This window comes from Vicinamibacterales bacterium (genome assembly GCA_036504215.1).
GTDB lineage: Bacteria > Acidobacteriota > Vicinamibacteria > Vicinamibacterales > Fen-181 > FEN-299.
In genome coordinates, this window is record DASXVO010000089.1 from 16,101 (window position 1) to 40,535 (window position 24,435).

Below are 24,435 nucleotides of genomic sequence, written 5' to 3' on the forward strand. Positions count from 1 at the left end.
TCGATGGATCGACCGATCAATCGGCGGCAGCGATCGCGTCCATCTCTACACGGAAGCCGTAGTGGAGCGGAGAGACGGGGACGACGGTTCGCGCCGGTGCATGATCACCAAAGGCCTCGGCGTACAGCCGGTTGAACTCGGTCCAGTCGCCGACATTCGAGATGTAGACGGTGCACTTGAGCACGCGGGACAGATCGCTCCCCACACCCTCGAGCGCCGCGGCCACATTCCGGAGAACCTGCCGCGCCTGCTCTTCGAAGCTTGCCGTGCCCGGCAGCGGTCCGTTCTCCCCGATGGGCAACTGCCCGGATACGTAGGCCACGCCGTTGTGCACGACGACGTGCGTGTAGTGGCCGCCTGGCTTCGACAGCGCGGGCGGATTTGTCCTGTCGATCCCCATCACCATCCTCCAAACCGCTCCCACGTCTCGCTCACTTCGGGGGAGCCATCGATCACGTGGTATGCCGCATGTTGCGCGGCCGTCGCACACGCGTGATTCGGCAGCACGCGCAGCAACGCGCCGATGGGGAACCGGGGCCAGTCAATCGGGCCGCCGTCCCGACGCGAGATGATTCCGTGCTCCTGGTTGGCGTCGTTCATCACCAGCCCGTCGCAGCGTCGGCCATCCAGGTCGAGCACCAGGCCATAGCCCTGGTCCACCGGCTGACTGGCCGTGCCGCGATCGCGTGACACCGCCAACCAGCCGCCATCGGTGATGATCCAGCCTTTCTCGCGTTGGTGGCCGATGACGCTCACCAGCACCGACAGCGCGATGTCGTCCACGGCGCAGACGCCGAGCCCCGCCATGACGAGGTCCTGGAACACGAAGACCCCCGCTCGGACCTCGGTGACGCCTGAGAGGTCCTCCGCAAAAGTCGCGGTGGGCGTCGATCCGACGCTGACGATCGGGGCCGGGAACCCGGCGGCCCGCAAACGCTCCGCCGCCCGGACCACCGCTGCCCGTTCTTGTTCCGCCATGGCCGCGAGGGCCGCGACCGATCGGCACGCGTACGACGCGCCGGCGTGCGTCATCACGCCGCGGACCGATGCTCCGCCGGTCAACGAGCCCGCCACGTCGAGCAGCGCAGGCTCGTCCGGCTTGACCCCGCCCCGGTGGTCGTCGGCGTCGATCTCGATGAGAGCGGGGATCTCGCAGCCGGATTCCGCACAGAAGGCCGACACGGCCCGGGCCGCGTCCCGACTGTCGAGAATCACCGCCAGGTCGCAGCCCCGTGCCCGCAGATCGGCAACGTGCGCGAGCTTGCCCGGAGCGATCCCGACCGCGTAGAGGATGTCGGTCACGCCGTGCGAGAAGAACTGCTCCGCTTCCTTGAGCGTCGAGACGGTGATCGGCCCATGGGCGAACGGCATGAGGAGCCGTGACACCTCGATGCACTTGTTCGTCTTCACGTGCGGACGGAACCCGACGCCCAGCCGGCCGAGGCGCGACCGCATCCGCTCGATATTGCGAAGCATCCTCGGTCGATCGAGCACCAGCAAGGGTGTGGAAAGCTGGTCGAGTCGCATGGAGATCACCTGTTCGGTTCGTCTGGGGGCCGGCCCGTGGTCGCGTGCCTATCGTCTGGCCTTCACCATGCTCCAGTTCAGATAGGGTGAGAACGTGCCCGGCTGTCCGGGCGGTGCGAGAGCGAAGCTCCCCTTCACCACGCCGTCAGGCGCAGCCTGATACGTGAGGCGATACTGCGGCGCGCCGGGGACCGGCTCGCTGGTGAACGTCACCTGGCCGACACCGCTCGTCGTGACCAGGTACCGGATGACGTGGCCCTCGTTGTCGAAGTAGTCCGCGGCGACCGCGCTTCGATCGTTCACGTAGATGACCATCAGGTCGTCGTGACGCGATGCGGGTGCGGTGGCCGTCGCCGCGACGTTGGCGAAGTTGGTCCGGATGATCACGCGATCCTGAAGACCGGCGGCAAACGAGGTCCCGCCGCTGCCTTGGCCGGGTGTGCCGGCGCCGCCTCCTTCCCAGTCGCCGAGCAGGAACGTCAGTGGTGCCAGTTCCTTGGGCAGAGTGCCCGCGCCGACCGGCGCGGGCCGGCCGACGCCGTACAGCAACGTGACGGCCGTGAGTGCCAGCGCCGTGATCTGTCTTCGCATCAGCGTGCTCTCTCTCTCTGATCCCTGATCCCTGATCCCCGATCCGTGACGCCCGATCTCCGGCCCTTACTTCCAGTGCGACAAGATGAACTCTTCGATCTCCGGCCCTTCGACTCGCCCGGCTCGCTCAGGACCAGAGATCATTTCCAGTGCGACAAGATGAACTCTTCGATCTCCGGCAGGCCGCCCTGCATGATCAGATAGCCGTTGTGCGGCTCGCGGTCGGTAATCTCGTGGGAGACCACGGTCCGCATCATGCGCAGCACCTCGTCGTGATCGTCGGTGTGTGCCAGCACCCATGAGAGCTTCATCAGCGCCGTCTCGGGAAGCATGTTGTCGAGCGGCACGATGCCGATCTCGAGCAGGTCGCGGCCCGTGTCGTAGACGTACATCTGCGCGTAGCCCCAGAGCGTCTGCACGGTCATCACGACATGCACGCCCTTCTGGATGGCCTTTTTGAGGGCCGGGTACAGCGGCTTGTTGACGTGGCCGAGGCCCGTGCCCGCGATGACGATGCCCCGATAGCCCTTCTCGACGAGCGCGTCCACCAGATCCGGCGACATCCCCGGGTAGTAGTAGAGGATCGTCGTCCGATCGTCGTACACCGCATCGATCTCGATCTGCCGCGTCATGTCGCGCTTCCGGTAGTCCTTGTTCAGGTACGTGAAGCTGTCGCGGCTGACCGTCGCGAGCGGGATGTCGCCCACGGTGCGGAACGTGCTGCGATACGAGCTGTGCATCTTCCGGCAGCGTGTGCCGCGGTGCAGGAGGCCGTAGCGATCCGAGGTCGGCCCGAACATGCAGATCTGCACTTCCGCGATATCGGAATAGGCCGCCGACCGCACGGAGTGGATCAGGTTGAGCGCGGCGTCGCTCGACGGTCGGTCCGACGACCGCTGCGATCCCACCAGCACGATGGGCACTGGCGTGTTCTGCACCATGAACGACAGGATGGCCGCGGTATGCCCCATCGTGTCGGTCCCGTGCCCGATGACGATGCCGTTGGCGCCGCCCTCGATCTCCTCGCCAATTGCCTTCGCCAGCGTGATGTACTGCTCCTTCGCCATGTTCTCCGAGAACACGCCGAAGAGCTTCTTCGTCGTCAGGTTGCAGATATCGGCCAGCTCTGGAACCGCGCCGTAGAGTTCGCCGGGCGTGAACGCGGGGATGACGGCGCCGGTCCGGTAGTCGAGCCGGGAGGCAATCGTGCCGCCCGTGCCGAGCAGCGTCACGGCGGGCAGGTTGGGCCGCCGCGGGAACTCCTTCTCGGGAATCTTGTACACGGCCTCCTTGTAGCCGACCTCTTTCACCGACCGGACCCGGTCCACGTGCAGGCCGACGTTGTAGCCGTTCTTCAACTTGATGACGACGTGGAGGTCGTCGAGGGTCTCGCTGCGCGGGAGAATGACGCCCTCGAAGCGGCTGCCCGCGTCGTTGTCGACCTCGACGTCGCTCCAGACGCGCACGCCCCACCGCTCGAGCGCGGCGCGCGCCTGGCCCTTGTATCCCTTGAACGCATCTGCTGGCGTGCTCATTTCGATCCGATCTCCGTGCGAACGGCGTCTGCAACCTCGAGCGCCGGAACCCTGCCGCGAAGCTCGCGCATCGCAAGCCCCATCGCGAAGCGGAACAGCCGGTCGGCGCCGGGCGCGTAGAGCTTCCCGGACGCCTCCTGCACGGCCGCCGTCGCGCGATGTTGCCACCCCTCGGGCGCGGTGCCCAGCCGAAGCCCGGCCACGAGGGCAGCCACCGTCCTCTCGGGCTCCGCGGCCATCGCACGCACGACGCGTTCCCGGGCCTCCCACAGGATCGGGCGTGCCTCGCCGAGCGTGAACAGCTCGCACCACCGTTCGTCGGTGATGCCATCGACTGCCACGCCGTCGCGGCGAAGCCCTTTCAGTTGCTCGCCGAAGAGGTGGCAGGCCTGCTTGACCGAGGCGCGACAGGCGTCGGTCACCAGGTCAACCAGGCGGGCGGCACCGCGACGAATGAGGAAGTGCGTCGTGGAAGCCTGCACGCCGGCCGCCGAGTAGCGCGCCTCGCGCTCCCACGGACGGGGCGAGAGCGCCGCCTGCAGCCGCTCGACACGTTCGCGAGTCACCCGTGTGGGCGGACTGTCGGTGTCGGGGTACATGCGGTCCGGCCCCGGGAGGATCCGCTCGAAGTCCGTCATGCCGTCTTCGAAGGGCTGGCGCGTCTCGTTCGGGATGCCGTTGATGGCGTCGATGTAGCGCAGACGCACCTCGTTGGCCGCGGTCAGCGTGTCCTCATCCGGCCCCCACACCAGCACGATGCCGTCCTCGGGGTTGCACCGCAGGTGCGTGCGAACCTTGCGCAATTCCTGGAGCGAACGGTGGTAGTCCGGCCACTTCTCACTGTGAAGGAGGATCGGCCGCTGATCGAGACCCGCGATCACGCGGATGCGCCCGGCCAGTTCGTGCGCGAAGATGCAGTCGGGCTGCGTCGGCCAGCCAAGCGTGCCGCCCAGCCCCTTCACGCGGATGCCGCGCACGGTGAACTTGCCGCTTCCGAGCTCGAAGCCGGGACGCCGCTGTTCGTCGCGCGTGTATTGCTCCCAACCGGCCACGGTCAGGAAGGCCGCCTCGGACGACGCAAACAGCGCCGTCACGTCCGCGCTCTCCACCGCGATGCGGTCGGGCGTCGAGAAGCCACGGTGGATCAACTCGTCGCGCAGCTTCAGCAGGTTGACCTGTCGAATCGCTTCGCCGTGCACCAGTCCCGGCGCCCAGCCCGCCTTCGGCACACCCTTGATCTCGACGCGTCGTCCGCCGCGGACCGAGACGTTCACATCCTGTCGGCTCGCTCCGATGCCGACCCGCACGTGGCCTGTGCTGCGACAGACGCGGCCGACGAGCAGGATCGCGTCGGCCACTTCATCCGGCGTGCGCAGATCGGGTCCCGTCACGGTCTCGATGAGCGGCATGCCCAGCCGATCCGTCCGCCAGACGATCAGGTGCCCCCGATCCGACACCTCGCGACACGAATCCTCCTCGACGCTCACCTGGAGGATCGTCAACTCGCGACCCCGGAACGGCAGGCGCCCGTTCACGCCGACGATCGCGGTTCGCTGAAAGCCGGTCGGGATGGACCCGTCGAGGTATTGCTTCCGGGCGATATGGACCTCGTCCACGATGTCGCAGCCGAGCATCAGGCACTGCTCGACGGCCACGTCCACCGCGTCCTGGTTCACGAGGAACGGCGGCGTGTCGTCCATCTCGTAGGTGCAGACGTTCTCCTTGTGCAGGAGGTAGATGATGTTCTTCCGGGTCTTGAACTCCATCAGCGCCGTGCCGTCGTATTCGCCAAGCTCCGACAGCGTCGGGCGCATGTGCCGCAGCACTTCCCCATCGTGCGTGTCGGTGTACCGGCGCGCCGGGCAGTGGCAGAACATCTTGCGCTCGGTGAAGAGTTGCTGGTGAACTTCGAGGCCGGATATGAGACCGATCTCCGCGTAGAAGTCTGGCGACTTGATGTCCAACGCGCGATCCTCCGTCGTGGTGGCAGGGCGGGTGCCCTGACGAACACACAAGTCTACACAATACGCGCCAAGAAGTGCGATGTGCTGCGTGCTCCGTGCTGAGTGCGCTACAGCCAACCTTTGGATCGCGCAAGCCGGGCGGCTTCGACCCGGTTCTTCGCGCCGAGCTTGCTGATGGTTTCCGACAGGTAGTTGCGAACCGTGCCTTCCGACAGCTTCAGCGCCTCGGCGATCTCCTGACCGGACTGTCCGTCCGCCGCCAGCCGCAGGACCTGCCTCTCGCGGTCGCTCAGCGGGTCATCGTCGGTCCAGGCTTCGACGGCGAGATCCGGATCGATCGCGCGCCCGCCCGCATGCACCCGGCGAATCGCATCCGCCAGTTGGTCGGACGGCGAGTCCTTCAGCAGATAGCCCGACGCTCCGGCATCGAGCGCCCGGCGCAGGTAGCCTGGCCTCGCGAAGGTCGTCAGGATGATGACGCGGGCAGGGTGCGCCACGTGCTTGAGTTCGGCCGCGAGTTCGAGGCCGCCCAGGACCGGCATCTCGATGTCGGTCAGGACGACATCCGGACGATGCTCGTGGGCGAGGGCGAGTGCGCTCCTGCCGTCACGCGCCTGGGCCACGACGGTGATGTCCCGCTCGATCTCGAGCAGCGCGGCCAGCGCACCGAGCACCATGGCCTGATCTTCGGCGATGAGGACGCGGATCATAAATGGAACTCGGGATTCAGGAATCAGAATTCGGAATTCGGGAATCAGGGGTCGGAGGTCAGGGCCGACCGCTCACGACCGACAAGGGCAGGTCCACGCGCACGGTTGTGCCCGCGCCCCCGTCGTGTTCGAAGTGTCCGCCGACTTCCTCCACGCGCGACCGCATGCTGGTCAGGCCGGTTCCCGCGCGCGCCGCGCCACCCACCCCGTCGTCACACACCACGAGAGACAGGCGGCCCCGTTCCTCGCGCATCTGGACCCGGCAGGTTGTGGCGTTCGCGTGGCGGATCACGTTGGTGATCGCCTCGCGCAGCACGAGCGAGGCGACACCCTCGACCTTGGGATCCAGCCGGACCGCCGTCACGTCCGATTCCAGCGCAACCCCGCCGGCGGTCAGCGCCTGGCGGATGCCAACCAGCGATTCCTCCAGAGTGAGCTGACGGTAGCCTTCGACCGCGCGACGCACCTCGGTGAGCGCCAGTCGGGAAATCCGTTCGACGTCGCGGATCTCCGCGGCCGCCCGCGCCGGGTCGCGATCGGACAATTTCGCGGCCAGTTCGGACTTCAGAACGATGACCGACAAGGTGTGGCCCAGCAGGTCGTGCAGGTCGCGCGCGATCCGCTCGCGCTCGGCCACCTTCGCCAGATGGGCCACCTCATCGCGCGCCAGGCGCAGCCGCGCGTCGGCGCGTCGCTTCTCCGCAAACGCGATGTTTCCGCCCCCGATGATCAACGGCAGCACGACTGCCGGGATCCACGCATCCGGCGAGAGCCGGCACACGAGGGCTTCGATGCCGGCGACCAGAACCACCGCGACGAGCCACCGGACCGCGACGCGTGGCGGTCCCGTGTCCCCTGCGTAGCCGCTCGCGTAGACGAAGAAGACGCTCGCGCCAGGGTTCCAGGGAATATAGACCGTACCGAGGGCGGTAATCGCGGCCATGATGGGCAACAGGCGCCGGCCCTCCAGCCAGAACCCGCGAAAATACAGCGGCAGGAAGACGGCAACCGCGAGCGCGTGCAACGTCCACCACAAGAGTGTCCGGCCGCCGAAGACGGCGTACAGGATGAAGAAGCTCAGGTAGACGAGCCACGAGTACGGCAGCCACCACGCGATCTCGAAGTCGGCCGGCAGGAGGCGTCGTGGGCGCATGGGTGCCTGCGATTCTACCGGAAACGCACGTCGTCGATCTGGAAACGGAAGCTCGTCTGCCCCTGGCCGCCGCTGAAGAGAAACGCCTGGAGGTCACTCCCGTTGACCTGCGGTCCGAATCCCGCGATCGGCATCACGACCTCGCGCCACTGGGGACCGGCGGTGAACGTCTGTTCGGCTGGAATCCGGCCGAGGCTCGTCGCGAACATCAGCACACGATACGTGCCGCCGTCGCCCTTCGTCCAGAACGTCAGCGACTTGAACCTGGAGAGATCGACGGGAGCCATCGGTGTCGGCCCAGCAAAGAACATCGGGCCGGCCCACGCATACATCGAACCCGGCTTGATGCCGCCGGTGACTTCGAGCGAGCCTCGCGACCCGCTCGCGCCGCCTGGCACGATGCGCATCGATGCCTCGGACGTTCCCCCCATGATCTTGTCGGTCGAGATCTGCCAGCCCGCCCCGAACGCGGCCGTCGTGTCGGCCTCGAACTCGCTGACGAGCCCGTGTGTCTGCACCGGAGCCGCTGCCGTGGCCTTCGGCACGGGCCGCTCGACGACCACGCCGCCCTTCCACACCGTCGCAATCCGCCGCGTGTCGGTGATCGTCCGCGTCGGATCGCCATCGACCAGCACCAGGTCGGCGCGCAGCCCGACGTTGATGCGGCCGCGGTCGGACAGCTTGAAGATCCCCGCGGGCACCGAAGTGGCCGCGGCGAGCGCCTCGACCGGGGACAGGCCGGCGTTCACCAACAGCTGGAGTTCCTGGTGGATGCTCAGCCCATGGGCGGTGCCCGGGTTCGGCGCGTCGGTTCCGGCGAGGATCGGCACACCGGCTCGGCGCAGGTCGCCGACGAGCGCGGACGCGTTCTGCAACCCGTGACTCGCGCGAAGCCTGGATGGGAACGCGGCGTTCAGTGTCCGCCTCTCGGTCGCCGAGACATAGGTCGACAGGACGGGTTCCGCCGCGAGGACGCGCGCCGCCGCCGTGTCACCCGCCGAACTCGCAATCACCGTCAGCGTCGGCACCACGAACGAATGGTGCAGCTGCATCAGCGCCATCAGGGCCTTGTCGCTGGCCACGTCCGCCACGATGTGGGCGAGGCCATCGGCTCCAGCGTCGATCGCCTCGCGCGCGGCCTGGCTCGTGCTCACGTGCACCATCACCAGCTTGCCGCGGCGATGCGCCGCCGCCACCACGGCGTTCATCGTTTCACGGCTGAGAGCCGGCAGCTTCAGTCCGTAGCTTGCCGCATCGTCGTAGATGATCTTGATGAAGTCCGACCCCTCCGCCACCCGGGCGTCCACGAACGCCTGTGCCTCGTCGGGTCGGGTGAGCGTGGGAATGGCAATGCCGTACTCGGTCCCGTGTCCTCCGGGCGCGGTCGCGAGCGTTCCGGCCGAGACGAGGTCGGCCCGCGTGGTCACGACGCCGCGAGCCTGCTCGCTGCGCTGCGTGGCCGCGAAGCGAGCGTCGGTGAACATGTCGATCTCGGTCGTCACTCCGAACACGATCGCGCGTTGGAGGGCGTCTTCATAGGCGTGGGTGTGCGCGTCGATCAGGCCCGGCAACAGTGTCTTGCCGTAGGCGTTGACGACGGCGAACCCTTCCGGGACCTCGACCTGCGGGCCGATCGCCTTGATCTTCCCGGACTCGACGAGCACCGTCGCCCGGTCGATCACCGACGTGCCGTCGAACACGCGAGCATCGACGATCGCAAATGCACGCGGGGGTGCGGCGGGGACGACCTGCCGCGCCGACGCCTGCCGACCGGGCGGGGCCGTCAGCGCGCGCTGGTGCGCGACGATGCCGGCAATCATCAATACAATGCCAACCGCGCCGAGCGCGCCTTCCAACATGCGCTGTCTCATATGTCCATCCCCCGACGCCTGACCCCTGGCTTTCCGTTCTCACTTCTCGATTCCCACTTCTCGATTCTGACTTCCGATTTCTGGCTCCTGCTCCCTACCCGAACGTCACCCCCTCGTCTCTTCGATAGGCGAACAGTGCCAGCGCCACGGAGAAGAGTGTGAAACCAACCAGGAACAGGACATGGCTCCATGCGGGGCCGCCGCGTCCCGCCCCGACGATCGCGAGCGCGAGTTGCGCGAAGTGATACGCCGGCAGGCACAGGGCCACCTGCTTCATGACGTTCGGCAGCATTTCGATGGGCACCCACATCCCGGAGAAGAACGCCATCGGCAGATAGATCAGGTTCACGACGGCGGGCGCCGAATTCGGCCCCAACAGGTAGCCGAGCGCGAGGCCGAACGCACTGAACGGCAGCGCTCCCGCCACGAGCACGGCCACGAGCGGAACCCATGTGCCGAGCGGCATCCGGACGTGGCCGAACAGTACGCCAAGCGTGCTGAGCACGACGACCACAGCGAGGCTGAACGCGAGGCTCACGGCCAGCTTGCCGACAATCCAGGCGCCGGGCGGCGCCGGCATCGAGCGTTTCAACAGCAACCAGCCCTGCGCCCGCTCGATCGCGAGGCTCACGCCGAAACCGAAGAGCGAGGCCCCCATCACGCCGAACGCGCCGTAGGTGGCCAGCATGTAGGTGCCGACCGACGTGCCGCTGGCCTGCCGTCCGCCGAGCGCCAGCGCGAACAGCACGTAGAAGATCGCCGGAAAGCCGATCGTGGGGAGCGCGTACGCCGGCAGCCGCAGGACCTTCAGCAACTCGGTCCACGCCTCGAGTCCGTATATGCGAAGGTCACTCACCGCGGTCCTCATGATTCGCTCCTTCCAGTCAACGCCACGAACGCCTCCTCGAGGCCGATACCGGTGATTTGGAGGTCGGTCAGCCCGGCGTCCCGTGCGAGCAGGTGCCGCGCGAGGCCCTCGGCGTCCGACGTCAGGATGACGAGTGCGCTGCCGTCCGCCCGCACCGAGTGAACCGATGGCCATTGACGGATCTCGGCCTCACCGACGTTCGTGATGCAGCGCACCAGGCGGCCCGCCACCTGCTGCTTGATATCCGAGGGCGACCCGTCGGCCACGATCCGCCCGCGTTGAAGGACGACGACACGGTCGGCGAGCGCGTCGGCCTCCTCGAGGTAGTGCGTCGTGAGCAGGATGGAGCGGCCGGCGGCGATGATCTGCCTGATCGCGTCCCAGAACAGGTGCCTCGCTTCGACATCGAGGCCGACGGTGGGTTCGTCGAGGAAGAGCAGTTGCGGATCGCCGCACAACGACGCCGCGAACAGCACCCGCTGCTTCTGACCGCCGGACAAATCGCCGAAGCGACGATCGGCGACGTCCGCGATGCCGGCCACGGCGAGGAGGTCGGCCATCGGTCGCGGGTCCCCGTAGTAGCTGCTGAACAGCCGCAGGTGCTCACGGGGTGTCAGCGTTTCGGGAACCCGCCCGATCTGCAGCATGGCGCCGACGCGGCTGCGGGCGGCGCGGTCGGATGGATCGAGGCCGAAGAGCCGGACGGCCCCGGCCGTTGGCCGACTCGTGCCGAGCATCAGTCGGACCGCCGTGGTCTTGCCCGCGCCGTTCGGGCCGAGCAGGGCGGTGAGTTGTCCCGGCGCGAGCGCCAGGTCAACCCCGTCGAGGGCCGTAACGGCCGCGAACTTCTTGGAGACTTGGAGGAGTTCTGCCACCGGCGCACGTTCGCTTCTCATGAAACGATCGTGCGCCGGCGCAGCACGCTGGACCAGTGGAGGGTGTCAGGACGGCGACCTGACAAACGTCACTTCTTGGGATCCTTCTTCCCGTCCTTCGCCACGGGTGGCTCCTTCTTTGCCGCGGGCATCTGCGTCCCGAAAGCGCCCTGCTTCTGCAGCCAGTCGGCCGGAACCGTCCGTTTCTCCGGCGCGACGCGCGAGCCGCCGTCCTGGTAGTCGGTCACCAACTGGTCGGCCAGCGCCCACCACTTCATGTAGTTCTCCTGGGCGACGCGGTTCGAGTAGTCGCTGATGAACGCCCGCGCGCGGTCGGGATCGTTCTTGTACATCTCGAGGGCGGCCTTCTCGATGACGGGCTGCTCGGCGAACAGCTTGTCCTCGACCTCCGTCTGTTTCGCGCGGATGTCCTGGATCATCGCGCGGTAGTTGAGATTGGACCAGTTGCCGATGAAGTTCGAAGCCCAGAACGCCGAGCCTCGATCGAACCGGTCGCGCCGGCCGATCTCGAACGCGGTGGGCACTCTGAAATTGCCCGCGTAGAACGGCGTGAAGACCGACGTCTTCGCGTCGTCTGGCGCGAACCAGGCGAGGCTGCCGATCCACGGCGGCATGTTTCCGCGAGCCTGCAACACCGTCACGTAAGACGCCTGGTGCACGGCGATGATGCGCTCGGTGGGCGAGTAGCCCTCCGCCGGCTTGTAGTCTCGCGACAGCGACCAGCGGTTCGGCGTGCCGAAGGGGCCGGCCAGCGGACCTTTCGTCTGGTCGAACGGCGTGCCCTCGTACACGTCGCGGTGGATCGCCATCACCTGGCGCACGTTGACCTTCCTGTCCGGCTTCACCGAGAACGGCTGCTCGGGCGCCCAGGGGTCGAGGTTCAGCGACGGCGCCAGGATGGCGAGCACGCGCCACTCGCGGCGGTTCGGCGTCGGCTGGCCCGACATGCCGTAGGCGCGGTTGAACACGAACGGATCGCCCTTCTTCCACCAGCCGTTCGCCTCGGCGACCGCCCGCACGTTCTTCGACGCCATCGTCTGGTCCGGGTTGTCGTCGAGCGTCGTGATCCGCGACCGGTTGGCCGACACACCGACCTCGCCCGCAGGGATGCGCCTGGCGGCCCACACCGCACCCACCTCCGTCGCACCCGCGCCGAAGATCTCGAACTGCCAGACCTCCTTCGCGTCGCCGACCGTGAGGCATTCGCCGCTGTCGCCGTAGCCGAACTTCTCGGCGAACTCGCCCATGATCGCGACCACTTCACGCGCCGTCGACCCGCGCTCGAGCGCCAGCCGTTCGAGTTCCATGATGTCGAACCACCCCTCGTCGTTGTAGAGTTCGCGCCGGCCGCCGATCGTCGTCTCGCCGATGATGACGCCTTTCTCGTTCATGAACGGATACGAGGCGTCGTAGCGCGTGAAGGTCTGCGTCACCTGCGGGATCTGGCCGACCTTCCGCTCCTGCCGCTCGGCGGGTTTCTCCTCGCCGAGACCGCCCCCCTTCATGACGTCGCGCTTGGCGTCGGCCGGATACGTCTTGCCGGGCACGACCTTGATGCGGATCTCGTAGCCGCCGTCGCACGAATGGCTCGTCAGGGTACCGTCGGACGACACCTCGGGACTGACGGGCACCGACGTGCACGCCTCGCACGCGTTCTCCCACACCTCGGGCGGAACGCCCTCGGGCCGCGGATAGCCGCAGATCTTCTTGCCCTGCCACTGGTCCGACTGGAGCGCCTTCCCGGCCGTCTGCTGCGAACCAGTCGGCTGGCCGGCCGTACCGACCGTACCCGCCACGGCCACGATGAGTGCTGCGAGGATGAACTTCCGTAACCGCATCGCGTGCTCCTTGATAGGCTTCAGGCTCTGAACTCTGGGCTCTGGAATCTGGGCTGGAGGCGGACGGCTTGCGGCCGGGGGGCACCCGGATTGTCGGGAGGTTATCACGAAGCTCGCCTCGACGGCGACGAGGCAGTTGGGCGCTGTCGCGGGCGGGCAGGTCGCGCTATGATTCGACGTGAGGAGACCACCATGTTCAGCTCTCGTCGCTCCTTCCTGCGGACCGCGGCGGCCGGCGCGGCTGCGCCGCTTCTCGGACCACGTGCGCTCGACGCCCTCGAACGCCGGCTCGAGGCGTTCGGCGCGCTCGACGCGCAGTCCGCCGCGACCGACGAGGAGTTCTGGAGCCGAATCCGTGCGCTCTTCCCCGTCCCGAAGGGCTACGTCAACCTCGAGAACGGGTATTCGAGCCCGCAGCCCGCGCCGACGTTCGAAGCCTTCCAGCGCCACGAAGCGATGATCAACGGCGGCGTGTCCTACTACATGCGCCGGAAGAAGGCGGACGATCTCGTCGCCGTGAAGGCCCAACTGGCGGCGCTGGCCGGCTGCCCCGTGGACGAGATCGTCATCACGCGGAACACCACCGAGTCGCTCGGCACGGTGATCCACGGCCTCGACCTCGCGCCGGCGGACGAGGCGGTGATGTGCAGCCAGGACTACGGGTCGATGCTGGAGCAGTTCCGGCAGCAGTCGCGTCGGCGGGGCCTCAAGTGCGTGGAGGCCGACCTCCCGCTCCATCCCCGGAGCGACGACGACATCGTCGCCGCGTACGAAAAGGCGATCACGCCGCGCACGCGGGTCGTGCTGCTCTCGCACATGGTCAACATCACCGGGCAGATCCTGCCGGTCCGGAAGATCGCCGACATGGCGCACGCGCACGGCGTCAGCGTCATCGTCGACGCGGCGCACTCGTTCGCGCAGATCGTCTTCACGGTGCCCGACCTCGACGGCGACTACCTCGGCGCCAGCCTGCACAAGTGGCTCTGCACGCCGCTCGGCGCGGGCATCCTGCACATCAAGAAGGACAAGATTCGGAGCGTCTGGCCGCTGTTCGGCGAGACCAGCGTGCCCGACGACGACATCCGCAAGCTGGAACGGATCGGCACGCACCCGTCGTGGACCGTCCTTGCCATCGCGGACGCCATCAGGTTCCACCAGATGATCGGCCCCGAGCGGAAGGAAGCGCGGCTGCGATTCCTGCAGCAGTACTGGACGGACCGGGTGCGCGGCATTCCGAAGGTGTATCTCAACACGCCGACGGGGAATCGGGCGTGCGCGATCGCCAACGTCGGCATCACCGGCATGACGCCGAGCCAACTGGCAGACGCGCTGTTCGACCGGTTCAAGGTCTACACGGTGGCCATCGACACCGGGCCCGTCAAAGGGGCACGCGTCACGCCGCACCTGTACACGACCACGGCGGACCTGGACGCCCTGGTCAAGGCCATCACGGAGTTGGCTCGAACGGGCGCGTAGCGACGGACAACCACAGGGTGATCGTGAAGGTCATGGCGACGATGTGAACGCGCCGGCTCTCGCTGAGTCCGGTGATGCACAAACACGGCAATGTATTTGTGCCCTCAGGACTGAGTGCTGAGCGAGCATGACCGGCCATGTGCACCGACGACCGATCGTGGCCATAGCTGCGGGTCGAAGTACTACGTCAGGTCGGGCTTCGGTGTCTTCGCGGTGCTCTTCGGCAGCGCGGGCGGCTTGATGTACTCGGGATCGATCTTGCCCGTCAGCACACGCAGGAACACGATGATCCGCTTGGTCTCCTCGGGCGGCAGCGTCTTCCCGAGCTGATACTCCGCCATGTCGCGAACCGCCTGCTCGAGGTCGGCCACCTTGCCGTCGTGGAAGTACGGGCCGGTCTTCTCGATGTTCCGCAGTGACGGCACCTTGAACATGTTCCGGTCGCCCTCGGTCTTGGTGACCTTGTAGCGCCCGGGGTCGGTCACCCCCGGATATGGCTTCGCCGCGCCGAGGCGTTGGTACGACGTTCCGCCGAGCAGCGCCCCGTTGTGGCACGCCTGGCATCCCGTGTCGAGGAAGGTTCGAAGCCCGACCTGCTCCTCCGGCGTGAGCGCCGTCTGGTCCCCTTTCAGCAATGCATCCCAACGAGACGGTGTCATCAGCTTCCGCTCGAACGCGCCGATGGCCCTGGCCATGTTGTCGTAGGTCACCGGCTTCCTGTCGTTGGGGAAGGCCTTCTTGAACAGGTCCGCGTATTCCGGCATCGATTCGAGCACCGCGATCACGACGGGCTCGGCGGGCATGGCCATCTCGACCGGGTTGAGGATCGGTCCCTTCGCCTGGGCCTCCACGTCCGCCGCGCGGCCGTCCCAGAACTGCGTGAAGTGCGCCGCCGCGTTGAACACGGTGGGCGCGTTTCGGTCGCCCTTCTGCCCCTTGTGACCGTCGGAGGTCGGCTGGCCGTCCACGCCGTACTTGGCCAGGTCGTGGCACGAGTTGCAGGAGATCGTCTGGCCCTTCGACAGGCGGGGCTCGTAGAAGAGCATGCGGCCGAGCGTGACCGCGTCTTCGGCCATCGCGCCCTGCGCGGGCGGTACCGAGTCGGGCAGCGGCGCGAACACTGCGAGGCGGGTCTTGTCGACCTCGGGCGCTGGCGGCAACGCTTTGTCGGTGGAGGCCTGCCAGTTGCAGGCGGCGCAGACGACGAGGACGAGGACGAGCGGCCAGCCGTGTCTGTGGGCGTTCAGCATGGTGTCCTCCCTTGCGTACGCGGCGAGATTACCAAATCTGGACCGCGAAGGACACCATGGGTACCACGGGCACCAAGACGGTTGAGAATCGATGCGGGCGATCGGCCTCCATTCGGAATGGCCGTCTGCGATCTACCCTTCGACTCAGTTGTGTTGACCAACGTTTCGCGCAGGGGACGCCCGTTTCAGAGAGTGCGCGGCGCTTGATGCATGGTCAACACAAGTGAGCTCAGGGTTTAGAATGCAGTACGTGTCGTCGCCTGGATCCACTGGAGGAACTGCATGCGGGCCGTGACCAGAATGGCGGTCGCCATCATCGTCGCCATCATCAGCATCGCCAGTGTCGCGTCTGCCGCGCCGCCGGCCAGGCCGGCCGTTCTTCGCGCCGCGACGCACGTGATCGTGGTGACGCTCGACGGCCTGCGCTGGCAGGAGGTCTTCCGCGGCGCCGAGCGCGAGCTGTTCGGCAAGGATGCGGAGAAGCCCGAGCCGCCGCCGGCGGTCAAGCGGTTCTGGCGCGACACGCCCGAGGCGCGGCGCGCGGCGCTCATGCCGTTCCTCTGGAGCGTCGTGGCCGAGCGGGGCCAGGTGTTCGGCGATCCCTCGCGCAACAGCCTGTCGCACGTGACCAACGGCCTGTGGTTCTCGTACCCGGGCTATGCGGAGATGCTGTCGGGCATAGCCGACGCACGGATCGACAGCAACAAGCAGATACAAAATCCCAACGTGACCGTGCTCGAGTGGCTGAACGACCGCCCCGGCTTCCGCGGACGCGTCGCCGCATTTGGCGCGTGGGACCTGCTCCCGTTCATCCTCAACGTCGAGCGGAGCAGGTTGGTGGTTGGCGACGGCTATCCGCCCGTGCCGAAGCCGGTCACGGACCGCGAGCGGGCGATCAACGACCTCGCCGACGACCTGCCGCCGCTCTGGGACGGCGCGCCGTTCGACGCGCCGATCATGCAGGCCGCGCTCGAGTGCCTGCGGACGCGCAAGCCGCGGGTGCTCTACGTGATGCTCGGCGAGACGGACGAGTGGGCGCACGAGCCGCGATACGACCTGTATCTCGACGCGGCCTGGCGCGGCGACCGCTTCATCCGGCGCATCTGGGAAGCGGCGCAGGCGATGCCGGAGTATCGGGGCCGAACGGCGCTCGTCGTGGCAACCGACCACGGACGCGGCGCGACGCCGGCCGACTGGACCGACCACGGCCGCAAGGTGCCCGCCGCCGAGCGGACGTGGATGGCCGTGATGGGGCCGGGAACGCCGGCGCTGGGCGTTCGCGCTGGCGACACCGTGGCGACCGCCCAGATTGCGGCGACGATCGCGGCTCTCGTGGGCGAGGATTTCCGGAAGGCCGTGCCGGCCGTCGCTCCTGCACTGCCTGGCGTGACCCGCTGAGTCTTCCCGCAGTGGCGGCGGGCCTCAAGCGCGAGCAGGCACGAGGCGGCGGGGACGCCCGGCGTCGATGGCGGGCGCCCCCGGATTGCTACCGCAATTCAACCAGGATCAGCTCGAACGGCTTTCCGCCCGTGTTCTGAGGCAGGTGTTTCTGGTTGTCATTCCACAGCACCTGTCCTGGCTTGACGTCCGCGGTAGTCGTCGTGCCGTCCCCGAGCGTGAACGTCGTCTGACCGTCGGTGAGGAAGACGGCGACGCTGGCGGGGTGCGTGTGCATGACGGACTTCTCGTTCGGTGCGTAATGGATCCGCAGGACGCGGACCCTGTCATTCTGCAGCACCACCTTGTAGTGCTTCGGATCCACGGCGACCGAATCTTCGGACGCCGGGAGCGCGGTCATGGCGGCGCCGGGCTTCGTCTTGAGTTCCACCTGGATGACCTCGCCGGCCTTGGCACTCAGGTTCTGGCTGGAATGTCTCTCAGGATCGCTCCACGTCGCCTGGCCTGCCTTCGCGTCACCCTCTCGTGCCTTTCCGTCGGCAGAGGTGAACCGCGTCTTGTTCGCGGACAGCGAAATGCTCACGAGCGCCGGGTGCTCGTGCATCGGCACCTTGTCGCCAGGGGCTTCGGCCCAGCGCAGGACGCGCACGTAGTCGTTCTCCAAGACGACCTTGCACTGGTTCGGCGCGACCGCCACGGGATCCTGAGCTGAGGCGGTAACGGCCGCAAGGCCCAACAGCGCACACACGATCAGCATTCTCTGCACAACTGTCTCCTTCCGGGACCCGAAGACGACGGGTTCCCTATCCAAACCTCCGTGGAAACGGACGAAAGGCACCCGGCCGCACTGCACCCTGAGAACCTGGCCACACCGCGGTTCAGGGTCAGTACGGCTGCTCGACGGGTTGGCTGTTTTGTTTGCCCAAGAAGAAGCGTACACGAAAGGAGCGCAGTGGCCGAGAACATTTGCGGATGAGCAATGGGATTGTCAGCCAGGCGGGTGCGCCTGTGGTGCCTGGCGTCGTGCGCTGAGCGCCGGGGCACCTACTTCAGCTCGCTGCCGGGCTCGGGTATACTGTGTATTCTCCCCTCCGGTGCCGGAGTGGCGAAACTGGCAGACGCGCGGGACTCAAAATCCCGTTCCCTTTACTGGGAGTGTGGGTTCGATTCCCTCCTCCGGCACCAAACCACTCGGTAATTCAACGTGTTTACCGGTCGTGGCGCTCAGCAGAGGCGCCTCGAAATATCCCAACCGTAGTGAAACCGTAGTGAACCGAAAGGGCCGTCTCTTTGGCCGCGCGTTATCACGGTGCGGCGGCGCAAGTTGGCGGTGTCCGGCAGAGGCGGTGTCGCACATGCGCCCGCCCGTCCAGCACTGTACAGCTTCGTGATAAGATATCATCGGTGCCAAAAGGCAGTCGGCGCGAGGCGACCCCCAAAGCCCGGCGCACGGCGACTACCATTTCTCGGGTTGCACCGGTAGACGCCCCGCTCACCGCAGAAGCAACGCCTACCCGTTCACATCGCCCGGCCCGGTTGCGCGGCGTCAATGTGGCCGCTTCTGCATGGGGCGACGATTGTCATTCTTCGTTGTCTGCACGTTCGACTGTCAAGAACGCGTCCTCAGCATTGACGACGCACCCCGTGCCTGTTTCCCGCATCACTAATGGAGCAGCAAGATGGCCGACGACGAATTCCGGTTGCCCGGGTCTAGTTACGACGAGCTCATCAAGATCATCATGGGATACGGGCACTTCGATACTGATGTCACTCCCGCCGATGTGGGCGGAATTGCCGGTGTGCACGAGACCCAGGTGAGTCGGAACAATGCGTTTCTTGTGGCTGTTGGAGTGGTCGAGGGTGGAAGGCGGAAGGTCATAAGTGCCCTCGGACGGAATCTGGCGCTCGCCTTACAGCACAACGTTCTAGAGGATGTGAGCAAGTACTGGCACCATCTCGTTGCGGCCAATTCGTTCTTTCAGAAGGTACTGGCGGCAGTACGCATCCGTCGTGGCATGGACGCGTCTACACTCCAAGCGCACGTCGCGTATTCGGCGGGCCAGAAGAAGAGCCCCGCCGTCGTAGCCGGAGCCGCGGCTGTTGTTCAGATAATGGTCGTCGCCGGGTTACTGCGGGAAGAGGACGGGAAATACGTCGCCATGGACGAAGGGTCTGCTTCAACCCCGACGCCCATTGAGGAGGCCGGAGTTCCGGACCAAGCGACGCTGACCACTACCACTGTCACTCGCACCGCGACTCCCGTTCTTCCTCTGCCCTCGACCGCCAGTGCTGCCGCACTTGCTATCCAACTGCAACTCCGCGTTGACTGTAAGGTAGACGAACTCGACGCCATTGCGGTGAAGTTGAGAAACCTCATTCGGACGTTGTCCGAACCGTCGGAACCGAATCCAACGCCCGCAGAGGCGCAACGCCGAACCACCGAAGAGCCTGGCGCAACTTCCGCTGCTGAGGAGTCCGCTACGAGACACCCCGGCGAGTAGGAGGGCTGAGCGCATGGCCCGAGATTTCTCGCCTGCTACTGCCGAACATGTTGTTTCCGTGGTCGAAGGCGTAGTCGTGAGTCAACAACCCGCGAATGTGGACTACGTGTCGAGTTTCGCCGACCTCACTCCTGCTCTGGCGGAAGCGGCGCTAGCACTCGCCTGCGACCTCGGGTTGTTGTCCAAGGACCACTCCGACTACGCTGTAGCAAGCCCTCTCTGCCGGTTCCTGATAACGCCAAATGGTGCACAGCGGGCAGCAGTCATCCGCGTGCTGCTTGAGTCCTATCCGCCCTTCCTGACGTTCCGCGAACGGCTAGTCGGAACCGGCAGTGCCTCCACCGCTGCCGGTCAGACGAAGACCGCTCTTGACCTCACGGCACACCGCGAGGAAATCAAAGACACGTTGGTCAGTCTAGGCACTTACAGCGATGCCCTCGTCACAGAAGGCGGTGGTCGGTTCGCGCCGCAACCCGCGAATGCTGAGAACCCGCTGGAGGTGCTAGCGTTGGCTGCCGGCGACGGAGCTGCTGCGGAAGGACGAATTCGAGCGCAGATTGGGGAAGACGCCTGTCGGCTGGTTTCACGCGAGGACGTCATCGTACCCCTGGCTAACGCTCTCCTGCGAGCGACAGGCGGAGACCCTCGAGGAGCGGTCGTAGAGGCAGGAAACGCTGTCGAATCCTACCTTGTGGCTCTGGGTGGACGGGCGCAAGTTGAGCTAACTGGGGCAACCGGAATCAACTCGAAACTGGACAAATTCGACCGTGCGAACTGGTTAAGCAAGAAGCTGGTCTATGTCGGCAAGCACCTAGGCCACGTGCGGAACGCTGCCGACCACGGCATCGACCCTGAGGTAGGACAGGTCTGGGCGATTCGTCCTTCCACCGCACTGGAATACGTCTTTCACGCATGCTCGTTCGTGGCGTCAGTCACGACAAAGGAGTTGGGCAGGCAAGCTGAGATATAGAAGGACAAGGCGGGCGGGCCAGGACCGCCCGCCGCGCCTGCGGGGAACGTGCGCGGTGTGAGCGCAGCAACGCGTGCGAACGCTTGACCGGCACGCCTGAATATTGATGAGATCTAAGCTCCGACCACACGTCTCACATCCCGCGGACGGGGACATCGCCGCCCACTTTGCGCGCTTTAGAGGGGCGCCGGGGCGTTCGCATCGGTGCGTGTTGCCGGTTGCCGTGCCGTGGACAGGCGGACGAAACAGCGGACCAGACCTGCCCTCTACTGGCGGCCCATTTCAAGTCGCTCCCAGGGCCAACATTCCGACCGAAACCGAGCGTCAAAGGGCGGTTCTGAATCCGCCAGCCACGTGGCTACCGTTGCCGCTTCCGGCTCTCCCACCACACACCGAACAGCTCGCCGCACACTGCCTCCAGCGGCCAACCGCAAGCCAAGCGCAACTCGGCCACGGTCCGTGGAAGGTAGCCATGGTGCAGCGACATCAGTCCGGGCGGCCCGTGCGTCGTCCCGCCAGGTGTGGTGGTATCCAGGTCTCGCCCGGTTGCTTTGGAGTCCGTTCGTAGGTGTATGCGGCTGTCCCCGGCGGCCGTTTGAAACCCACGCACTCCAGCCGGGGTTCCAGTTCCGCGCGAAAGCGTCTGCGCCGTCCAGCAGTGGTCTGGGGATTTGTGTCTGGAATGATTCGCGCAATCAGCAATTTCACCCGAACGTCAGACACCCACTTGACCCACTCGTGTGTCTCATGCCTGTTCACCGCCTCGATGACTCGGGCGACGAGCGGGCCGACGTCCAGACGCGCGTCTTGAGGAAAGAGCTGGCGGAAGCCGCTCTCGGCTCCCTCGGCAGTACCCAATTCGACATTAACGTGCCACGTCTGAAGTTCGGCTCGCTTCGAACCGGCTACAACGCCTCCGTGCCGTTCAATCCGAAACGAGATGTCGCCGGTCGTGAAGAAACGCGGGTATTTGGACAGGTGGTCGACGGCGGGGGCGGCCGACGACCTGACGCTATGGGGACGAGCGACGTTTCTTCTGTACGAGTTCGGCCTCGCGGTGGCGATAGCTCTCGCCTTCGATGCGAATGATCTCGGCGTGGTGGGTGAGCCGATCCACGAGCGCGACCGCGCAGGAGGCGTTCGGAAACACGGTGTTCCAGTCTTTGAAGGCGAGATTCGTGGTCAAGACGATGGAGCGCTGCTCGTAGCGCCGGCTGACGATCTGAAAGAGGAGGTCGGCGGCGCGGGCGTCGTAGGCCAGATAGCCGATCTCGTCGATGGCCAAGACGTGCGGACGCGTGTAGGCGCGCAAGCGTCGTTCGAGGCCGCGGGCGGTGTCCTGCCCGTTCAGGTCGAGCAAGAGATCAGAGGCCGTGACGAAGAGCGCGGAATGGCCGGCCAGCACGGCCTGGTGGACGAGGTTCTTCGTCAGCATCGTCTTGCCGAGGCCCTGGTTGCCGACCAGGACGATGTTCTCGCCTTTGGCAATGAAGTCGAGCGAGAAGGCGCGGTCGACCGTGGGACGGTGCAGCTGCTTGGGCCAGTCCCATTCGAAATCCGCGACGGGCTTGAAGCGGCCGAGCCGGGCGCCGCGGAAGCGGCGTTCGAGGCGACGGCGCGCCCGGTCTTCGATCTCGGTGTGGACGAGCGTTTCGATCACGACCAGCGGACTCCAGCGTTTCTGCGTGGCGCGCGCGATGAGGTCGTTGAGGGTGTCGGCCGTGTAGGTCAGGCCCAGTCGCTGCAAGTAAATGGTCAGTGCCGGGGTCGTCGTCGGTGTCGCTGAGTGCATCGTAGGTCTCCAGTCGTGGTGGGGTGAGATCCAAGTCCCGGACGCCCGGGCGGTCGGGCAGGACGACCGGCAGCGGGGGGCGTTGGCCCCGCTGGCGGCGCCGGGTGTCCAGGATGTGCGCGAGACTGCCGGCGCCCAGCGCATCCCGTTCGAGCGCGATCGCGACGGCGATGGAGCATTCGGCGGGGCCATAGTCGTCGAGGAGCGCGAGCAAGCGGTGCGTGTGGAGCCGCAAGGACTCGCCGCGGGCGGCCAGCCGCTCCAGCAGGGTCACGGTCGCGGGGACGGCGAGGCGCAGGCGATCGCGGCCGGTGTGGAGGTTCTGCTGCCGGGTGGCGGCGATCAGCCCCTCGACGTGCGCGAGGTCTTCGATCGTCTGACCGGTATCGTAGCTGCGTGCGTGCCGCGCAATCTCCTCGCCGCCATCGATGAGCCGGACGGTGGTCGCCTCGACGATCAGCGTCAGCGGACGCCGGACGTAGGCGTGCGGAATCGAGTAGCTGTTCCGGTCGAAGCGGACGTACGCGAGCTTGCCGGAGACGACGGGCCGGACGAGCGCGGTCTCGAAGGGATGCGCCGGGAGCGGCAGCAGGCGCGGCTGTTCGTCGGCGAAGACGGCCGCGACGGGGCGGTCGCGCTGCTCCGGGTGCGGCCGCTGATGGGCGTGGGTGTCGCGCCACTGCCGGAATTGCGCGTTGAGATCGTCGACGTCGCCGAAGGTCCGCGCGGCGAAGAAGGCATCGCGCAGGTAGCGGATCTGGCGCTCGACGCGCCCCTTCTCATTCCCGCGCGCCGGCGTGCAGGGGCGGACGGCGAAGTGATAGTGGCCGGCGAGTTCCAGCAGCCGGGGATGAAAGCGGATCGCCGTGCCCTGGCGTTCCAGCACCGCCGTCTTGAGGTTGTCGTACACCAAGGTACGCGCACACCCCTGAAACGCCTGAAACGCCTCGACGTGGCCACGCAGAAAACTCTCGAGCGTCTGATCGAGCGTGAAGAGCGCGAAGAGGGCGCGCGAGTACTACAGGACCATCACGAAGCCGGACAGCAGGCGCGTCCCGTGACCGATACGGACCTGCCCAAAACTGCCCCAGTCGACCTGGGCCTCCTCCGCGGCCAGGACGACGAGTCGCCGGTACAGCCGCGGCGCGAGGGACGGCCGGAGCCCGCGGACTACCCGGCGGACCTGCACGGCCGATCCGTCGTAGCCGCGCGACGTGAGCATGGCGTGCAGACGGGTGGCCCGCAGGCGCGGGTACTGCTCGAGCGTGTCACGGATGAAGGGCAGAAAGGGATCGAGCTTGGTCCGGCGACAGGAACGACACGGCAGCGCGCGCCCCTCGAGCGCGACCGCCGCGCGGACCGTGTCATGGTGGACGCCGAGGTTGGTGGCGAAAGTGCCGACCTTCCAGTGCTCGCCGTAATAGAGGCGGCGAATCTCGGCGTGTTGCTCGGGCGTGATCATCAGGCTCCTCTCTCGACGCGCGCGGCGACCGCCAGGTCGGCAGCACCACCCAGGCACTCTGCCGACCACAGACCACGCAGCACGGCGTGGCGACGACCGGCACGGGCACGTCGGCGGTCACGAGTGTGTCCGCGGGGGGCGGCGGCGTGGAAGTCTGATCCGTCACGCGACGGCGCGCGCGGTAGGCGCGTTGGTGATCCCGATAATCGAGCCGCCCCTCGACGCTCGCCTGATGCCGCGCCTTCGCCGCGGCGACGACGCGACGACGCCCGGCGGACCGACAGGTGTCCGAACAGTACGCGTGGCCGCGATCACACGACACGCAGATCGCGAAGAGGGTCTGGCACGTTCGGCAGGGCCGCTGACGGAGTGGCACGTCCATGGAGCAGCAGGCGACGACCGCTGCTGCCACTGGACGCCCGTGCCCGTTCGTGGCACAAAGGGAGCGATTGCCTTGGTCCCATGGAGCCCGAGGTGGTCACCGGGGGCCCGGAGTTCCAGCTCCGGGTCCCCACCTCATCACGGCCGCCTCAGCGTACCTCGGCCGTCTCCCGCTCGCCAACGTGCCGCCGTCTGCGGGACTCACCGGGATCGCCTCCGTGTCACGGGGGGGCGCTCCGGCCTCTTCGAGGC

19 protein-coding genes and 1 tRNA gene are annotated in these 24,435 nt (G+C 66.7%); 5 read left to right on the top strand and 15 right to left on the bottom strand.

Going from position 1 to position 24,435, the window contains the following annotated elements:
- Positions 1-16 precede the first annotated feature (16 nt).
- The 11 genes from VGK32_23685 to VGK32_23735 form a co-directional block, all read right to left on the bottom strand.
- Positions 17-400, bottom strand: a complete 384-nt coding sequence (locus VGK32_23685) for a RidA family protein (protein ID HEY3384775.1) — start codon at positions 398-400, stop codon at positions 17-19.
- Entirely contained in the window at positions 400-1,527 is a 1,128-nt protein-coding gene (locus tag VGK32_23690; protein HEY3384776.1) for a DSD1 family PLP-dependent enzyme, read from the bottom strand. Before VGK32_23690 ends, VGK32_23685 begins: the two co-directional genes overlap by 1 nt.
- 48 nt (positions 1,528-1,575) lie before the next feature.
- Entirely contained in the window at positions 1,576-2,118 is a 543-nt protein-coding gene (locus VGK32_23695) for a hypothetical protein (GenBank protein HEY3384777.1), read from the bottom strand.
- Positions 2,119-2,258: 140 nt separating this feature from the next.
- Positions 2,259-3,653, bottom strand: coding sequence for a Glu-tRNA(Gln) amidotransferase subunit GatD (gene gatD / locus VGK32_23700; GenBank protein HEY3384778.1), 1,395 nt, complete (start codon positions 3,651-3,653; stop codon positions 2,259-2,261).
- Positions 3,650-5,617: a Glu-tRNA(Gln) amidotransferase subunit GatE gene (gene gatE / locus VGK32_23705; protein HEY3384779.1), complete on the bottom strand. Its 1,968-nt coding sequence runs from the start codon at positions 5,615-5,617 to the stop codon at positions 3,650-3,652. The genes gatD and gatE overlap by 4 nt, the downstream gene beginning before the upstream one ends.
- 107 nt (positions 5,618-5,724) lie before the next feature.
- Entirely contained in the window at positions 5,725-6,327 is a 603-nt protein-coding gene (locus tag VGK32_23710; GenBank protein HEY3384780.1) for a response regulator transcription factor, read from the bottom strand.
- A gap of 58 nt (positions 6,328-6,385) precedes the next feature.
- Positions 6,386-7,480: a sensor histidine kinase gene (locus VGK32_23715; GenBank protein ID HEY3384781.1), complete on the bottom strand. Its 1,095-nt coding sequence runs from the start codon at positions 7,478-7,480 to the stop codon at positions 6,386-6,388.
- A 14-nt stretch (positions 7,481-7,494) separates the two neighbouring features.
- Entirely contained in the window at positions 7,495-9,351 is a 1,857-nt protein-coding gene (locus VGK32_23720) for a CIA30 family protein (GenBank protein HEY3384782.1), read from the bottom strand.
- Between the two features lie 94 nt (positions 9,352-9,445).
- Positions 9,446-10,207: an ABC transporter permease gene (locus VGK32_23725; GenBank protein ID HEY3384783.1), complete on the bottom strand. Its 762-nt coding sequence runs from the start codon at positions 10,205-10,207 to the stop codon at positions 9,446-9,448.
- Positions 10,208-10,215: 8 nt separating this feature from the next.
- Positions 10,216-11,115 carry an ABC transporter ATP-binding protein gene (locus VGK32_23730; protein ID HEY3384784.1) on the bottom strand — a complete coding sequence of 300 codons (900 nt, stop codon included), beginning with the start codon at positions 11,113-11,115 and terminating at the stop codon, positions 10,216-10,218.
- Positions 11,116-11,183: 68 nt separating this feature from the next.
- Entirely contained in the window at positions 11,184-12,953 is a 1,770-nt protein-coding gene (locus tag VGK32_23735; protein ID HEY3384785.1) for a C69 family dipeptidase, read from the bottom strand.
- 192 nt (positions 12,954-13,145) lie between these two features.
- On the opposite strand from VGK32_23735, the gene VGK32_23740 reads away from it, so the two are divergent.
- Entirely contained in the window at positions 13,146-14,429 is a 1,284-nt protein-coding gene (locus VGK32_23740; protein ID HEY3384786.1) for an aminotransferase class V-fold PLP-dependent enzyme, read from the top strand.
- A 182-nt stretch (positions 14,430-14,611) separates the two neighbouring features.
- On the opposite strand, the gene VGK32_23745 is transcribed toward VGK32_23740, so the two are convergent.
- A complete protein-coding gene (locus tag VGK32_23745) occupies positions 14,612-15,679 on the bottom strand; it encodes a cytochrome-c peroxidase (GenBank protein ID HEY3384787.1) in 1,068 nt (355 codons plus the stop codon).
- 282 nt (positions 15,680-15,961) lie between these two features.
- Between VGK32_23745 and VGK32_23750 the strand changes: the two genes are divergently transcribed.
- Complete coding sequence (locus VGK32_23750) at positions 15,962-17,077, top strand: alkaline phosphatase family protein (GenBank protein ID HEY3384788.1); 1,116 nt, start codon at positions 15,962-15,964, stop codon at positions 17,075-17,077.
- Between the two features lie 88 nt (positions 17,078-17,165).
- On the opposite strand, the gene VGK32_23755 is transcribed toward VGK32_23750, so the two are convergent.
- Complete coding sequence (locus tag VGK32_23755) at positions 17,166-17,834, bottom strand: cupin domain-containing protein (protein ID HEY3384789.1); 669 nt, start codon at positions 17,832-17,834, stop codon at positions 17,166-17,168.
- A 339-nt stretch (positions 17,835-18,173) separates the two neighbouring features.
- Here VGK32_23755 and VGK32_23760 point away from each other — a divergent pair.
- From VGK32_23760 to VGK32_23770, 3 genes are all read left to right on the top strand, one after another.
- A tRNA-Leu gene (locus VGK32_23760) sits at positions 18,174-18,262 on the top strand.
- A gap of 494 nt (positions 18,263-18,756) precedes the next feature.
- Positions 18,757-19,578, top strand: coding sequence for a hypothetical protein (locus VGK32_23765; GenBank protein ID HEY3384790.1), 822 nt, complete (start codon positions 18,757-18,759; stop codon positions 19,576-19,578).
- 13 nt (positions 19,579-19,591) lie between these two features.
- The gene (locus VGK32_23770; protein ID HEY3384791.1) at positions 19,592-20,548 is read left to right on the top strand and encodes a hypothetical protein; all 957 of its coding nucleotides are present in this window, start codon (positions 19,592-19,594) and stop codon (positions 20,546-20,548) included.
- A gap of 1,012 nt (positions 20,549-21,560) precedes the next feature.
- On the opposite strand, the gene istB is transcribed toward VGK32_23770, so the two are convergent.
- Both istB and VGK32_23780 read right to left on the bottom strand, forming a co-directional pair.
- Positions 21,561-22,340, bottom strand: coding sequence for an IS21-like element helper ATPase IstB (gene istB, locus VGK32_23775; protein ID HEY3384792.1), 780 nt, complete (start codon positions 22,338-22,340; stop codon positions 21,561-21,563).
- A gap of 1,018 nt (positions 22,341-23,358) precedes the next feature.
- On the bottom strand, positions 23,359-23,802 hold the full coding sequence (locus VGK32_23780; GenBank protein ID HEY3384793.1) for a hypothetical protein: 444 nt from the start codon (positions 23,800-23,802) through the stop codon (positions 23,359-23,361).
- Positions 23,803-24,435 lie beyond the last annotated feature (633 nt).